Here is a 16,357-nt window from a genome sequence, read left to right on the forward strand (position 1 = left end):
GGTGCACTATGACGAGAGAGGTCGAACGAGCGTGACGCATGTGCTCGATGAGCTGGAATGGCGTGGCTTGATTCACGCGACTACCGATGTAGAGAAGCTTCGGGAGGAGCTTTCGACGCCTACGACGGTCTATTGCGGTTTTGATCCGACGGCGCCGTCTTTGCATTTTGGTAATCTCGTTCAGTTGGTGGTGTTGCGGATTTTTCAGCGGCACGGTCACCATGTGATTGCTTTGGTGGGTGGCTCGACTGGTTTGATTGGAGACCCGCGTCCGACGAGCGAGCGGATTTTGAAAACGAAAGAGCAGACCGCTGAATGGGTGGAGCGCTTAAAAGCTCAGATGCGTCCTTTCTTGGACTTTGAGGGTGACAATCCAGCCCGAATGGTTAATAACCTAGATTGGACTGAGGGATTATCTGCTCTCGATTTTTTGCGTGATTTTGGCAAGCACTTTCGCGTGAATCACATGGTGAAGAAAGATGCAGTTGCTGCGCGCCTGAACTCTCAGGAGGGTATTTCCTACACTGAGTTCAGTTACCAGATCCTTCAGGCGATGGACTTCCGGTTCCTCTATAAAGAGTACAGGTGCACGGTCCAGACGGGCGGAAGTGATCAGTGGGGAAATCTCACAGCTGGAGCGGACTTGGTGAGCCGCATGGATGGCGGTCAGGTGCACGCTGTAGTGACCCCGATCCTGACGGATAGTTCAGGTGAGAAGTTCGGTAAATCTGCAGGTAATGCTGTCTGGCTGGATCCTGCTATGACGAGTCCTTATGCGTTCTACCAGTACTGGCTGAACGTTGAGGATGCATCGGTGATCAAGCTGTTGAAGGTTTTCGGTAGCCGTGATGCTGCTCAGGTTGAGGCTCTGGAGCGCGCGGTTGCTGAGGAGCCTTTCCGTAGGGCTGCGCAGAAAGCCTTGGCGCACGATGTCACTCTTTTGGTTCACGGGGAAAAAGCGGTGAGCGACGTGGAGGCTGCGTCAGCTGCGCTTTTTGGTGGAGCTTCCTTGGCTGACCTGGATGCACAGACTCTTGTGGATGCTACGTCTGAGTTGCCCAGTGCGACTGTGGTCGCCGGCGCAGAGGTAGTTGATCTTCTTGTGGCGACGAAGCTTTCTGAATCGCGTAAGTCAGCACGTCGCACTATCGGAGAGGGGGGCGTGTCGATCAATAACGTCAAGGTGCTAGATCCTGCCGCTGTGTTGCGAGAAGAGGACTTCCTAGGTGGCAAGGTTGCGGTGCTTAAACGGGGTCGGAAAAACATGGCCGCGGTGTATCGCGAGAGTTAGAGGGGAGCGTCCTCTTGCATTACTCATGCGGCGCTCCTCTTTAGAGACTCTGACCAGCAGATTTGTCAGTTAAAGCGCCGCATGAGTAATGTTCTTCTTGTTCGCCCGGCAGGGAGGAACGGACACGGCTTCTTAGCTGTGGCCGGTCTCGTTGGGTGAGGTAACTTCGAGGAAAACGAGGAGTTGCACCGGGCTGAATGGCCTGGTAAGATTGCTTCTCGGCTCAAGCGCTTAAGTAGCGCGGGTCGAGGATAGTCGATCGCCTCTGATGAGGAAATTCTTCTACTAGGGTTTCTTAGTCGTGTGCGTCCGATGCTTGAGAACTCAACAGCGTGCCATGAATAATCGATGCCAATTGTTTGTTGGTTGAAGTCAATTCGGACAATAGTCGCTATAAATAATGTAGTGACATTAATTGTCAGTGTTGTTTCGGCCAGGATTTTCCCGCGTTCGTGGTGACTAGGTTTCTAGTTACGTGTACGTGGGTGTGATTTCTTTTTGGAGAGTTTGATCCTGGCTCAGGACGAACGCTGGCGGCGTGCTTAACACATGCAAGTCGAACGATGAAGCCCAGCTTGCTGGGTGGATTAGTGGCGAACGGGTGAGTAACACGTGAGTAATCTACCCCTCACTTTGGGATAAGCCCCGGAAACGGGGTCTAATACTGAATATGACCTTTCCTCGCATGAGGTTTGGTGGAAAGTTTTTTCGGTGGGGGATGTGCTCGCGGCCTATCAGCTTGTTGGTGAGGTAACGGCTCACCAAGGCGACGACGGGTAGCCGGCCTGAGAGGGTGAACGGCCACACTGGGACTGAGACACGGCCCAGACTCCTACGGGAGGCAGCAGTGGGGAATATTGCACAATGGGCGAAAGCCTGATGCAGCGACGCCGCGTGAGGGATGAAGGCCTTCGGGTTGTAAACCTCTTTCAGCAGGGGAGAAGCGAAAGTGACGGTACCTGCAGAAGAAGCACCGGCTAACTACGTGCCAGCAGCCGCGGTAATACGTAGGGTGCGAGCGTTGTCCGGAATTATTGGGCGTAAAGAGCTTGTAGGCGGTTTGTCGCGTCTGCTGTGAAAATCCAGGGCTTAACCCTGGACGTGCAGTGGGTACGGGCAGGCTAGAGTGTGGTAGGGGAGACTGGAATTCCTGGTGTAGCGGTGAAATGCGCAGATATCAGGAGGAACACCGATGGCGAAGGCAGGTCTCTGGGCCATTACTGACGCTGAGAAGCGAAAGCATGGGTAGCGAACAGGATTAGATACCCTGGTAGTCCATGCCGTAAACGTTGGGCGCTGGGTGTGGGGTCCATTCCACGGATTCTGCGCCGTAGCTAACGCATTAAGCGCCCCGCCTGGGGAGTACGGCCGCAAGGCTAAAACTCAAAGGAATTGACGGGGGCCCGCACAAGCGGCGGAGCATGCGGATTAATTCGATGCAACGCGAAGAACCTTACCAAGGCTTGACATACACCGGAAAAGTGCAGAGATGTACTCCCCTTTTTGGTCGGTGTACAGGTGGTGCATGGTTGTCGTCAGCTCGTGTCGTGAGATGTTGGGTTAAGTCCCGCAACGAGCGCAACCCTCGTCGCATGTTGCCAGCACGTAATGGTGGGGACTCATGTGAGACTGCCGGGGTCAACTCGGAGGAAGGTGGGGATGACGTCAAATCATCATGCCCCTTATGTCTTGGGCTTCACGCATGCTACAATGGCCGGTACAGAGTGCTGCGATACCGTGAGGTGGAGCGAATCACTTAAAGCCGGTCTCAGTTCGGATTGGGGTCTGCAACTCGACCCCATGAAGTCGGAGTCGCTAGTAATCGCAGATCAGCAACGCTGCGGTGAATACGTTCCCGGGCCTTGTACACACCGCCCGTCAAGTCACGAAAGTTGGTAACACCCGAAGCCGGTGGCCTAACCCTTGTGGGGGGAGCCGTCGAAGGTGGGACTGGCGATTGGGACTAAGTCGTAACAAGGTAGCCGTACCGGAAGGTGCGGCTGGATCACCTCCTTTCTAAGGAGCCCCTCTTAATAGAGGCACCCTTTATGTTCGTCGAGTGTGCGAACTGGGGTGTTGCTCATGGGTGGAACATCGATTATGTGGCTTATCTGGTTTCTGGTTTGGAGTACTGCTTCTGTCTCTTTATTGAGACGTATAAGCGTGGAAACAAAAACAGTTTTCGGTTAGGTCACGTTTGGCGCGTTGTTGGGTTTTGAGGTATCGGCCGTATGGCTGGTAACTCTACGAATGTGCCTCTCTCGAAAACGAGTAGGTTTCCTACTTGGATTCGGGTGTGGGCTGGTGTTTTGAGAACTGCACAGTGGACGCGAGCATCTGATTCTTTGTGTGTCAAGTTTTTAAGGGCGCACGGTGGATGCCTTGGTACCAGGAACCGATGAAGGACGTAGTAATCTGCGATAAGCCTCGGGTAGTCGATAAACAGGCTGTGATCCGAGGATTTCCGAATGGGGAAACCCGGCTGGAGTCATGTCCAGTCACCTACACCTGAACACATAGGGTGTGTGGAGGGAACGCGGGGAAGTGAAACATCTCAGTACCTGCAGGAAGAGAAAACAACAGTGATTCCGTGAGTAGTGGCGAGCGAAAGCGGATGAGGCTAAACCGATTGCATGTGATAGCTGTCAGGCGTTGTGTGATCGGGGTTGTGGGATCGTGCGTGCACCACTGACATGGTGCGGCGGAGTGATAAATACGTGTCATAGTCGAAACGTCTTGAATGGCGTGGCGTAGAGGGTGCGACCCCCGTAGACGAAATGGCGTGTACTCCGTGTGCGTTTCCCGAGTAGCACGGGGCCCGTGAAATCCTGTGTGAATCTGTCGGGACCACCCGATAAGCCTAAATATTACCTGGTGACCGATAGCGGACTAGTACCGTGAGGGAAAGGTGAAAAGTACCCCGGGAGGGGAGTGAAATAGTACCTGAAACCGTGTGCCTACAATCCGTTGGAGCCTCTTTGTGGGGTGACAGCGTGCCTTTTGAAGAATGAGCCTGCGAGTTAGTGCTTCGTGGCGAGGTTAACCCGTGTGGGGTAGCCGTAGCGAAAGCGAGTCTGAATAGGGCGTTTGAGTCGCGGGGTCTAGACCCGAAGCGGAGTGATCTACCCATGGCCAGGTTGAAGCGACGGTAAGACGTCGTGGAGGACCGAACCCACTTAGGTTGAAAACTGAGGGGATGAGCTGTGGGTAGGGGTGAAAGGCCAATCAAACTCCGTGATAGCTGGTTCTCCCCGAAATGCATTTAGGTGCAGCGTCACGTGTTTCTTGCCGGAGGTAGAGCTACTGGATAGCTAATGGGCCTTACCAGGTTACTGACGTTAGCCAAACTCCGAATGCCGGTAAGTGAAGCGTGGCAGTGAGACTGCGGGGGATAAGCTTCGTAGTCGAGAGGGAAACAGCCCAGATCATCAGCTAAGGTCCCTAAGCGTGTGCTAAGTGGAAAAGGATGTGGAGTTGCAGTGACAACCAGGAGGTTGGCTTAGAAGCAGCCATCCTTGAAAGAGTGCGTAATAGCTCACTGGTCAAGTGATTCCGCGCCGACAATGTAGCGGGGCTCAAGTACACCACCGAAGCTGTGGCAACGAAAGTTGGGTAGGGGAGCGTCGTGTAGCGTGTGAAGCTGCGGAGTGATCCAGTGGTGGATGCTACACGAGTGAGAATGCAGGCATGAGTAGCGAATGACGGGTGAGAAACCCGTCCGCCGAATAACCAAGGGTTCCAGGGTCAAGCTAATCTGCCCTGGGTAAGTCGGGGCCTAAGGCGAGGCCGACAGGCGTAGTCGATGGATAACGGGTTGATATTCCCGTACCGGCGAAACACCGCCAATACTGAGGCCTTTGATGCTAAGCGTGTGATGCTTGTTTATGGCCCTTCGGGGTTGTTTGCGGGTTGAGTGCGTGATCCGATTTGGTAGTAGGTAAGCGATGGAGTGACGCAGGAAGGTAGCCTCCGCGTGGCGATGGTTGTCCACGTTCAAGCATGTGAGGTGCCGGGTAGGTAAATCCGCCCGGTGTGTCCTGAGGTGTGATGATGACCCCTTTTGGGGGAAGTAGGGTGATCCTATGCTGCCTAGAAAAACTTCTAGCGAGGTGTGAGCCGCCCGTACCCTAAACCGACTCAGGTGGTTTGGTAGAGTATACCGAGGCGATCGAGTGAATCATGGTTAAGGAATTCGGCAAAATGCCCCCGTAACTTTGGGAGAAGGGGGGCCGGAGCCCTGAAGACTTTTCTGTCTAGGGGTGATGGCCGCAGAGACCAGGGAGAAGCGACTGTTTACTAAAAACACAGGTCCGTGCGAACATGTAAGTGGATGTATACGGACTGACGCCTGCCCGGTGCTGGAACGTTAAGGGGACCGGTTAGCCCTTCGGGGTGAAGCTGAGAACTTAAGCGCCAGTAAACGGCGGTGGTAACTATAACCATCCTAAGGTAGCGAAATTCCTTGTCGGGTAAGTTCCGACCTGCACGAATGGCGTAACGACTTCTCTACTGTCTCGACCATGAGCTCGGCGAAATTGCAATACGAGTAAAGATGCTCGTTTCGCGCAGAAGGACGGAAAGACCCCGGGACCTTTACTATAGCTTGGTATTGGTGTTCGGTGCGGCTTGTGTAGGATAGGTGGGAGACTGTGAAGCATGCACGCTAGTGTGTGTGGAGTCGTTGTTGAAATACCACTCTGGTCGTATTGGATGTCTAACTTCGAACCATGATCTGGTTCAGGGACAGTGCCTGGTGGGTAGTTTAACTGGGGCGGTTGCCTCCTAAAAGGTAACGGAGGCGCCCAAAGGTTCCCTCAGCCTGGTTGGTAATCAGGTGTTGAGTGTAAGTGCACAAGGGAGCTTGACTGTGAGACGGACGTGTCGAGCAGGGACGAAAGTCGGGACTAGTGATCCGGCCGTGGTTAGTGGATACGCGGTCGCTCAACGGATAAAAGGTACCCCGGGGATAACAGGCTGATCTTGCCCAAGAGTCCATATCGACGGCATGGTTTGGCACCTCGATGTCGGCTCGTCGCATCCTGGGGCTGGAGTTGGTCCCAAGGGTTGGGCTGTTCGCCCATTAAAGCGGTACGCGAGCTGGGTTTAGAACGTCGTGAGACAGTTCGGTCCCTATCCTCTGCGCGCGTGTGAGATTTGAGAAGGGCTGTCCCTAGTACGAGAGGACCGGGATGGACGAACCTCTGGTGTGTCAGTTGTCCTGCCAAGGGCATGGCTGATTGGCTACGTTCGGGAGCGATAACCGCTGAAAGCATCTAAGCGGGAAGCGTGCTTCAAGATGAGATCTCGATGCCTCCTTGCGAGGTGTGAGGCTCCCACTAGACGAGTGGGTTGATAGGCCAGGTGTGGAAGCGCAGTGATGTGTGGAGCTGACTGGTACTAATTGGCCGATGGCTTGATACACACTTTTAAGAGTTTTGTTCGCGTCGACTGTGCGGTTCTTGGGGCATCAGCCCTACAGGATCATGACAGATATGTTTCTGATTGGTTCTGTTGGTTTTTCGGTGGTTATAGCGTTGGGGAAACGCCCGGTTACATTCCGAACCCGGTAGCTAAGCCCTTCAGCGCCGATGGTACTGCACTGGGGACGGTGTGGGAGAGTAGGTCACCGCCGGAATATACGTGAAAGGAAAGGGCCTGGAACATTGTTCCAGGCCCTTTCCGCATACCCAAAAACACCACAACCAGCTAGGCCTATCCTCATCACTGGTAGCGTCGACGCTGCGAATTTATGAACAGAGGAGCAGGAACATGGCGGAAACATCCGGGTCATCGCGGTGGAAAAAACCTCGGCACAACAACCGTGGCCACAACAAGCAGAACAGTGCATCCGATAACGAACGCCGCTCCTACCGGAACCGTTACGACGACCGTCCTCGACGCAGCTACTCCAACGAGAACGACACTCGCTACCAAAGCGACAAAGAACAGAGCAGTCGACGCTACGAAAAGCAATCTGATCGCAACAGTCAAACACGTCACAGCTACCGCGAGGACTACCGCAGCGACCGCAGCCGCGGTAACGAAAACCGCTCCGACTACTCTCCACGCGAAAAAGCACACCGCGATAACCGCGACAATTCAGTAAATCGCCAAGAACACGGCGAATACCGCTCCTATACGTCCCGGGACCGAGGAAATGCTGCACGCGGCAAGTACCGTTCCAGCGAAAACAACACCACACGAAACAGGGACGAAAACCCACGCAGCTACCGCCGTACTGACGGCCAATCTGAATCACGCTGGTCCAGCCGCCGTAACGAACGCCAGAACGGCTTCAAACCCCGCGAAGAAAACCGCGAAAACTTCCGCCACAACGGAAAACCCGAACGAGGACCGCGACAAGACCGTCGAGACAACCGCGCATTCGATAACGAACGCCGTAACAGGCCATACGACCGACCCCAAAAAGTCGCACCCGAGCCTCGCATCGACGATGACGTCACCGGCAAAGAAATCGCCCCGGCAGTTCGCCGAGAACTCCGCACCCTCAGCAAAGACAACGCAGCAGGCGTCGCCCAACACCTCGTCATGATCGAACGCCTCCTCGAAACCAACCCTGAACAAGCCCGCGCCCACGCCGAACACATCGTCGGCCGTGCCGGCCGCGTCCCCAGCGTCCGTGAAGCCCGCGGCCTCGTCGCCTACCAAGAAGGCGACTGGAAAACCGCCCTCAAAGAATTCCGCACCGCCCAACGACTCTCCGGCAGCAACCACCTCCTGCCCTACATCGTCGACTGCGAACGCGGCACCGGACGACTCGAACGCGCACTCGACATCGCCCGCAGCCCCGAAGCCCAAAAACTCGACCAAGCAGAAAAAATAGAACTAGCCATCATCGTGGCCGGAATCCGCCGCGACCTGGGAGACCTCAAAGCCGCACTCGTACACCTACGCGGCCCCGAGCTAGACCCCACCAAACGTCACCCTTGGTCAGGGCGACTCTTCTACGCCTACGCCGACAGCCTCCAAGCACTCGGGCGCAGCGACGAAGCACGCGAATGGTTCGCGGCAGCAATCGACGCAGACGCACAGCTAGGCACCGACGCAGCCGAACGCGTTGACGACCTCGACGGCACAATCTTCATCGACGCAGCTGACGAAACCATCGACGACGAAACAGACGAAACCACCACCCAAGAACCAACACCAAGCCACACCGAATCCGCCACCGAAAACACCAACAGCGACACAGCCCCACTCAAAGAAAACGACACCCCCACCAAAAACACCCCACACCCGGAGAACTAACGGCAGCAACAACCACGAGGAAGGACCAGCACAGATGAATACCCTCATCGACAACTACACCGGTTTAATCTCTGACCTCGACGGTGTTGTCTACCGCGGAGCCCAAGCCGTACCCCACGCCGTCGCAGCACTCAACGCAGCCCACGACGCAGGAAAACGCATCGTCTACGCCACCAACAACGCTGCCCGAACCCCGACGCACATCGCCGAACACCTCACCGAACTCGGCATCAACCTCACCCCCCACGACGTCATCAACTCCTCCCAAGCAGGAGCCCGCCGCGTCGCCGAACTCGTGCCACCCGGATCCCGCGTCCTAGCCATCGGCGGCCCAGGGGTCACCGAAGCCCTCCTCGAAAACGGACTCACCCCCGTCTACACCCCAGAACTCGAAAACGCCCAAAAAAACACAACAACACACGAACCCCCCGCGGCCGTCCTCCAAGGCTATGGCCCCGACGTCTCCTGGCACGACCTCGCCCAAGCAGCCTTCGCTATCCAAGCCGGCGCCATCTGGGTAGCCACCAACACCGACTCCACCCTCCCCCTGGCACAAGGACTCGCCCCCGGAAACGGATCACTCGTTGGCGCAGTACGCAACGCCGTCGACACCGACCCCATCGCCGTCGGCAAACCCAACACCCCCCTCTACGAATACTCCGCCCAAGCACTCAACATGCCCCTGTCCAACGTCCTAGCCCTCGGAGACCGCCTCAACACCGACATCGCCGGAGCAACAAACACCGGCATCGACTGCCTCTACGTCACCACCGGCGTAAGCAACCCCATCGACGTCGCCCTCGCCAGCACAACCGAACGCCCCACACACCTAGCCATCGACCTCCGCGCACTCAGCGAAAAATACACTCACCCCACCACAGAAACCGGCCCATCCAACACCGGCACAGCCACCACCTTCCACCGCGCCCGATGCGGCCAAGCCACCGCCACCTGGGACAACAGCCTCCACCTAGAAGAAGCAGGCAACGCCAACGAACGCCTCCGTGCATTCATCGCCACCATATGGTCAGCCATCGACGCCGGCGAACACATCACCCCCAGCGACCTCACCCCAGCCCTCGACTGGATCGAACGCGCCAAATGAGCACCCCCACCCCCGGAAACGCCCCCGAGCACACTGCCGCCACCATCCGCGAAACAGCCACCACCTTCGCCAACTCCGACCCCACCGACCTCACCACCACCCTCCAACACGGCCACCACCTCGCCGAACAACTAGAAAACGCACTAGACACCCACACATGAGACTCGACGCCCACCTCGTCACCCACAAACTCGCCCGATCACGCGGCCATGCCCGCGAACTCATCAACGCCGGTGCCGTCACCATCGACGGCACCACCATCAGCCGCCCCTCACACCCCGTAACACCAACCGACAACATCAAAGTCACCACAACCGACACCTGGGTCAGCCGAGCAGCACACAAACTCCTCGGCGCACTCAACCACTTCACCACCCCCACCCAACAACCACTCTCCACCACTATCCCCGGAACCCGATGCCTCGACCTTGGCGCCTGCACCGGCGGATTCACCCAAGTCCTCCTCACCCACGGCGCAACCCACGTCACCGCCATCGACGTCGGCCATAACCAACTCGCCACCTGCCTACGCAACGACCCCCGCGTCCACAACATCGAAGGACTCAACGTCCGCCACCTCACCCCCACACAACTCGGCGACCCCTACGACATCATCGTCGGCGATCTCAGCTTCATCTCACTACGTCACGTCTTGCCCACCATCACCAACCACCTCACCCCCACCGGCCTAGCCATCCTCCTCGTCAAACCCCAATTCGAAGTAGGCCGCGAACGACTCGGTAAAAAAGGCCTCGTCCGCGACCCGCACCTACGTCAACACGCCCTGCGCGAAGTACTCCACCACGGCATCAACGCCGGCCTCACCCCACTCGACACCACCACCTCACCTATTCAAGGCACCAACGGCAACATCGAGTACCTAGTCTTATGGGAGAGAACCCATAACAACTCACCCCAACCCAACATCGACAACCTCATCACCAACACCCACCACACCTGACCCCGCGCGAAGGACCGACATGACCCGACGCATCCTGCTCGCCCCTCACGGCCGACGCACGGACATGCACCAACTCGTGGGCGTCATCGCAACACAACTAGCCGCCCACGACATCGAGTGCGTCATGTCACCCGATACCTACCAACGACACGACGACAAACCCAACCTCACCCCCGCCGACCAAACCAACCCCGCCAACGGCTGCGAACTCGTCCTCGTCCTCGGCGGCGACGGAACCATCCTGCGCGCAGCACACTGGGCACACACCGCAGACATCCCCCTCATCGGCATCAACTACGGCCACGTCGGATTCCTCGCCGAAGCAGAACCCAACAACCTCGCCACCACCATCGACCGAATCGCCACCGGCAACTACCACATCCACCCCCGTATGACCCTCGCTATCGAGGTATGGAACGGCAACCAACTCATCGCCACCGACTGGGCACTCAACGAAGTCACCGTCGAAAAAGCCTCCCGTGCCCGCATGATCCAAACCATCATCGAAATCGACGACCGCCCCCTATCCACCTGGGGATGCGACGGCGTCATCCTCGCCACCCCCACCGGATCAACCGCCTACGCATTCTCCAGCGGAGGCCCCGTCGTCTGGCCCGACGCCGACTCCATCCTCATCGTCCCCATCGCAGCCCACGCACTCTTCGCCCGTCCCATGGTCGTCTCACCCACCTCCGTCGTCGCCGTCGAACTATCCGGACACGACATGGGAGCAGCCATCCTCGTCAGCGACGGCTGCCGCTCAACCGACCTGCCCCCCAACTCCCGCATCGTCATCCGCCGAGGCGAAAAACCCGTCCGCCTCGCCAAACTCGACAACGAACCCTTCACAGACCGCATCGTCCACAAATTCCACCTGCCCGTACGCGGATGGCGCGGCGCAGGACCCACCGAAGAACGCTGAAACCCAACCCTGTCACCACCGCAACCTAGGGTGAACACATGCTCGACCGCATCCGCATCCGCGACCTCGGAGTCATCGACGACGCAGAAGTCGACCTCGCACCAGGCCTCAACGTCCTCACCGGCGAAACCGGCGCAGGAAAAACCATGGTGGTCAGTGGACTCAACCTCCTCCTAGGAGCCCGCGGAGACGCCGCAGTCGTACGCACCAACGCCACCACAGCCTGGATCGAAGGCATCATCAACATCGATGCCACCCACCCCATCCGCGACCGCATCCGCGACGCTGGCGGTGACGCCGACGATGACATCATCATCGCCCGCGCCATCACCAACGCAGGACGCTCCCGCGCCCACGCCGGCGGCCGCTCCGTCCCCGTGGGCATGCTCGCCGAAATCGGACACAAACTCGTCGCCGTCCACGGACAAACCGACCAATGGCGACTCAAAAAAACCGACCAACACCGCGAAATGCTCGACGCCATCGGCGGCCCCAAACTCGCCGCCGCACACGCCGAATACACCCACTGGTACCAACGACTCACCGAACTACACACAGAACTCGAACGCGTCCGAGAACTAGAACGCAACCGCCACCTCGAAACACAAATGCTCCTCACCGGGCTCGAAGAAATCGAACACACAGACCCCCAACCCGGCGAAGACGAAAAACTCCGCGAAGAAGACGAACGACTCACCCACGCAGAAGAACTACGACGCAGCGCCGCCACCGCACACGCAGCACTGGCCGGAGACGACATCAACGACACCGGCAGCATCGAAACCACCCTCGCCCACGCCCGCAACGAACTCGCCACCGCAGCCATCCACGACCCAGCCCTACGCGAATTCGAAAACAGAACAGCCGAACTCGGATACCTCGCCGCCGAACTCGCCACCGACCTATCCGCATACCTCACCGACCTAGACATCGACCCAGCCCGACTCGAACACGTACAACAACGCCGAGCCGAACTCAACCGACTCACCCGCACCTACGGCCAAACCATCGACGACGTGCTCACATGGGCAAAAAACGCAGCCGCCCGCCTAGCCGAGCTCGAAGGTGCCCAAGCACGTCTGAGCGAAATAGAAACCGAAACCACCCACGCCCGCGCACAAGCAGCCCAAGCCGCACGCACCCTCCACGAAATCCGCCTCGCCACCGCCGCTACCCTCAGCACCGAAGCCACCAACGAACTCGCCCACCTCTCCATGGGCAAAGCCACCCTCACCGTCGACATCCACACCACCCCAGACCCCCACGGACTCGACCTAGGCGAAGAACACCCCACCCCACTGGCCTACACACTCCACGGCGTAGACACCGTCGAAATCAAACTCGCACCCAACCCCGGAGCCCCCGCACGATCCGTCGCCAAAGCAGCCTCCGGCGGAGAACTCTCCCGCGTCATGCTCGCACTCGAAGTCGTCACCGGACGACGCGCAGCAGAAGACAACACCGCCATCGCCACATTCGTCTTCGACGAAGTCGACGCAGGCATCGGCGGCCGCGCCGCCCTCGACGTTGGTGCCAGACTCGCCGCCCTGGCCGAACACGCACAAGTCATCGTCGTCACCCACCTCGCCCAAGTCGCAGCCTTCGCCGACCGACACCTCGTCGTCCGTAAATCCGACGACGGCGCCATCACCAGCTCCGGAGTAGAAATCGTCACCGGAGACAATCAGCTACGTGAACTCGCCCGAATGATGGCCGGCACCGACTCACCCACCGCCCTCCAACACGCCGCCGAACTACGAACCCAAACCGAAAACATCCGCCAACAACACAGCGCCTAGCCCCACCCCAGCAACATCACACACCCAACACCTGCGCAGCCTCAGCCGAACTATCACGCAAAAACACACGACACCGCTGCTCCTCATCCCCCTCACCAAGAGCCGAAGCAGCCAACGCCAACGCCGCCAACGAACGCAAAAAACCCCGATTCGGCTCATGCGACCACGGCACCGGACCAGCCCCACGCCACCCAGCCCGACGCAACGCATCCAACCCACGGTGATACCCCACCCGCGCAAACGCATACGCCTGCACAAACTCACCACACGCCAACGACTGCTCCGCCAATGCAGCCCACGCAGCTAAACACAACGGATCCGTAGCCGCCACCACCTGCGCATCCTCACCAGCAACCAAACGCTCAACCGAAGAATCCACCGGCAACAAAGTCGGCTCCGGCCCAAGCAAATTCTTCCGAACCTCGTACTCACCCATAAAAAAACTCCTCAACCACAACAAGAAAACCAACAAAACAACCACGCCAACCCTAATGCGACACACCCAACGCAACCCCACACAACAACCCCACCCGAAAAAACAAAACCCCTACAACCACACCCAACCCCACCCCAGCACAAACACCAACGAAACAGCACACCCCCAACCATGCGATAAGCTCGAAGTCCGTGGTCAATACAAAACACATCTTCGTCACCGGAGGAGTCGCCTCCTCACTCGGCAAAGGCCTCACCGCATCCAGCCTCGGACTACTCCTACGCGGCCGCGGCCTCGCAGTGACAATGCAAAAGCTCGACCCCTACCTCAACGTAGACCCCGGCACCATGAACCCCTTCCAACACGGAGAGGTATTCGTCACCGAGGACGGAGCCGAAACCGACCTCGACATCGGCCACTACGAACGCTTCCTGGATACCCCCCTATCCGCCCAAGCCAACGTCACCACCGGGCAGGTCTACAGCAGCGTCATCGCCAAAGAACGCCGCGGCGAATACCTCGGCGACACCGTGCAAGTCATCCCGCACATCACCAACGAAATTGCCGCCCGTATGCGGGAACAAGCCCACACCACCCCCGCACCAGACATCATCATCACTGAAATCGGCGGCACCGTCGGCGACATCGAATCACAACCCTTCCTCGAAGCAGCACGCCAAGTCCGCCAACAACTCGGCCGCGACAACGTCTTCTTCCTCCACGTCTCCCTCGTGCCCTACCTGGCACCCAGCGGAGAGCTCAAAACCAAACCCACCCAACACTCCGTCGCCGCCCTACGCGCCGCAGGTATCCAACCCGACGCCATCGTCCTGCGCGCCGACCGCGACATCCCCACCGAGATGAAGCGCAAAATCGCAGCCGCCACCGACATCGACCTCGAAGGCACCATCTCCTGCAAAGACGCCCCATCCATCTACGACATCCCCAAAGTCCTCCACAGCGAAGGACTCGACGCCTACATGATCCGACGCCTCGGACTACCCTTCCGAGACGTCGACTGGACCGGATGGGACCGCCTCCTCGAACGCGTCCACCGACCAGCACACCGCGTCGAAATCGCACTCGTCGGCAAATACATCGACCTACCCGACGCCTACCTCTCCGTCACCGAAGCACTCCGCGCCGGCGGTTTCGCCAACGACACCCGCGTCAAAATCCGCTGGGTCGCCTCCGACACATGCGAAACCCCAGAAGGCGCACAAGAAGCCCTCGAAGGAAGCGACGCCATTCTCGTCCCCGGAGGCTTCGGCATCCGAGGAATCGAAGGAAAACTCGGCGCACTGCGCTGGGCACGCGAAAACCACATCCCCACACTCGGGATCTGCCTAGGCCTCCAAGCCATGGTCATCGAATACGCCCGCAACGTCGCCGGGATCGACAACGCCAGCAGCAGCGAATTCGACCCCCAAACCAGCGAACCCGTCATCGCCACCATGGCTGAACAAAAACAATTCATCGACGGCACCGGAGACATGGGCGGCACTATGCGCCTAGGCGCATACCCCGCCACCCTCGAAGCCGATAGCCTCGCCGCCACCACCTACAAAACCCAACACGTCACCGAACGCCACCGCCACCGCTACGAAGTAAACAACGCTTACCGAGCCCAACTCGAAGAAGCCGGACTGCGCTTCTCCGGACTCTCACCCGACGGAAACCTCGTCGAATTCGTCGAACTACCCACCGACCAACACCCCTACTACATTTCCACCCAAGCCCATCCCGAATTCCTCTCCCGACCCAACCGCGCACACCCCCTCTTCAGCGGACTCGTCGCAGCAGCACTTAACCACCAAAACCAAGCCGCACCCGCCGACACCCGCGAAAAATAAACACCCCGGCGGCGGGTGGTACCCAACCACCCGCCGCCCAAAACACCCCCAAAACAGTCACAACAGCGACCAGAAGCATTAAGCCCCAACAGAAGACACTGCTAGCGTGCGGTGCTGTGACCCCACAAAAACCAGCCCAACAGCACCAGCTGCACACCCCCCTACCCGGCGAGCGACTACGCCGAGCAGGACGAGCCATCACCCTCACCGCCCTCCTACTACTGCTGACATCAGGACTGGGAATCGGATACGCCCTCCTACAGATCAACGACGATCACATCAACGAACTGGTCAACGAAAAAAGCGCCCACATCACCCAAGGGCATGCAGAGATAACACATGGCGGGCGACAGATTATCCTCGCCGAAAAACACGAAACCACCTGCACAGTCCACTCCTCATCCGGCTCACCCATCCCCGTCAACCCAGGCAAATCCCACGTCAAAGGAGACGGAAAAAGCCACTTCGGAATCGGAGCCTTCGAAGCCCCCGCAGGCAGCTACGACATCACCTGCACCCCAAACAAAGGAGTCGTCATACTCCCAGAAGCAGCAATGGAATCCCTCAAAACCGCCGGAACCATCGCTGCTGTTTCAGTCGTAGGAATCCTCGTATTCACAATGATCGCTCTCAGCGGGGCAGTGCTATGGGTCAGTGGCGCCCGAAGCCGCGCAAAAGCAATAGCCGCCAACCAACACCCCACATACCGTTAAACAAAGCA

11 protein-coding genes and 3 rRNA genes are annotated in these 16,357 nt (G+C 58.3%); 12 read left to right on the forward strand and 2 right to left on the reverse strand.

Annotated features, from left to right (window positions below):
* Positions 1-31 precede the first annotated feature (31 nt).
* The 10 genes from tyrS to recN all read left to right on the forward strand — a co-directional run bounded on the left by tyrS (position 32) and on the right by recN (position 13,347).
* Positions 32-1,291 carry a tyrosine--tRNA ligase gene (gene tyrS / locus CKV89_RS05820; protein WP_028326897.1) on the forward strand — a complete coding sequence of 420 codons (1,260 nt, stop codon included), beginning with the start codon at positions 32-34 and terminating at the stop codon, positions 1,289-1,291.
* Between the two features lie 495 nt (positions 1,292-1,786).
* Positions 1,787-3,307, forward strand: a 16S ribosomal RNA gene (locus CKV89_RS05825).
* A gap of 334 nt (positions 3,308-3,641) precedes the next feature.
* Positions 3,642-6,712 (forward strand): 23S ribosomal RNA (locus CKV89_RS05830).
* 97 nt (positions 6,713-6,809) lie between these two features.
* Positions 6,810-6,926, forward strand: a 5S ribosomal RNA gene (gene rrf, locus CKV89_RS05835).
* Together the 16S, 23S and 5S rRNA genes form the textbook arrangement of a ribosomal RNA operon.
* Before the next feature lie 134 nt (positions 6,927-7,060).
* Positions 7,061-8,560, forward strand: a complete 1,500-nt coding sequence (locus tag CKV89_RS05840; RefSeq protein ID WP_084441450.1) for a hypothetical protein — start codon at positions 7,061-7,063, stop codon at positions 8,558-8,560.
* A 34-nt stretch (positions 8,561-8,594) separates the two neighbouring features.
* Entirely contained in the window at positions 8,595-9,665 is a 1,071-nt protein-coding gene (locus tag CKV89_RS05845; protein WP_028328005.1) for an HAD-IIA family hydrolase, read from the forward strand.
* A complete protein-coding gene (locus tag CKV89_RS11810; protein ID WP_154657723.1) occupies positions 9,662-9,826 on the forward strand; it encodes a hypothetical protein in 165 nt (54 codons plus the stop codon). The genes CKV89_RS05845 and CKV89_RS11810 overlap by 4 nt, the downstream gene beginning before the upstream one ends.
* The gene (locus CKV89_RS05850) at positions 9,823-10,626 is read left to right on the forward strand and encodes a TlyA family RNA methyltransferase (RefSeq protein ID WP_028328004.1); all 804 of its coding nucleotides are present in this window, start codon (positions 9,823-9,825) and stop codon (positions 10,624-10,626) included. Before CKV89_RS11810 ends, CKV89_RS05850 begins: the two co-directional genes overlap by 4 nt.
* A gap of 19 nt (positions 10,627-10,645) precedes the next feature.
* Entirely contained in the window at positions 10,646-11,548 is a 903-nt protein-coding gene (locus tag CKV89_RS05855) for an NAD kinase (RefSeq protein WP_028328003.1), read from the forward strand.
* 38 nt (positions 11,549-11,586) lie between these two features.
* Positions 11,587-13,347 carry a DNA repair protein RecN gene (gene recN, locus CKV89_RS05860; RefSeq protein ID WP_028328002.1) on the forward strand — a complete coding sequence of 587 codons (1,761 nt, stop codon included), beginning with the start codon at positions 11,587-11,589 and terminating at the stop codon, positions 13,345-13,347.
* Positions 13,348-13,363: 16 nt separating this feature from the next.
* Here the strand turns inward: recN and CKV89_RS05865 are convergent, their stop codons facing one another.
* Together CKV89_RS05865 and CKV89_RS11815 are read right to left on the reverse strand one after the other, a co-directional pair.
* Positions 13,364-13,783 (reverse strand): DUF3151 domain-containing protein, encoded by a 420-nt coding sequence (locus tag CKV89_RS05865; protein ID WP_028328001.1) that lies wholly within the window; start codon positions 13,781-13,783, stop codon positions 13,364-13,366.
* Between the two features lie 52 nt (positions 13,784-13,835).
* Positions 13,836-13,982, reverse strand: a complete 147-nt coding sequence (locus CKV89_RS11815) for a hypothetical protein (protein WP_154657722.1) — start codon at positions 13,980-13,982, stop codon at positions 13,836-13,838.
* Between CKV89_RS11815 and CKV89_RS05870 the strand changes: the two genes are divergently transcribed.
* Both CKV89_RS05870 and CKV89_RS05875 read left to right on the forward strand, forming a co-directional pair.
* Entirely contained in the window at positions 13,975-15,636 is a 1,662-nt protein-coding gene (locus CKV89_RS05870; protein ID WP_051277773.1) for a CTP synthase, read from the forward strand. The genes CKV89_RS11815 and CKV89_RS05870 overlap by 8 nt on opposite strands.
* A gap of 116 nt (positions 15,637-15,752) precedes the next feature.
* Positions 15,753-16,349, forward strand: coding sequence for a hypothetical protein (locus CKV89_RS05875; RefSeq protein WP_028327999.1), 597 nt, complete (start codon positions 15,753-15,755; stop codon positions 16,347-16,349).
* Positions 16,350-16,357 lie beyond the last annotated feature (8 nt).

It is taken from the genome of Dermatophilus congolensis, assembly GCF_900187045.1.
Lineage (GTDB): Bacteria > Actinomycetota > Actinomycetes > Actinomycetales > Dermatophilaceae > Dermatophilus > Dermatophilus congolensis.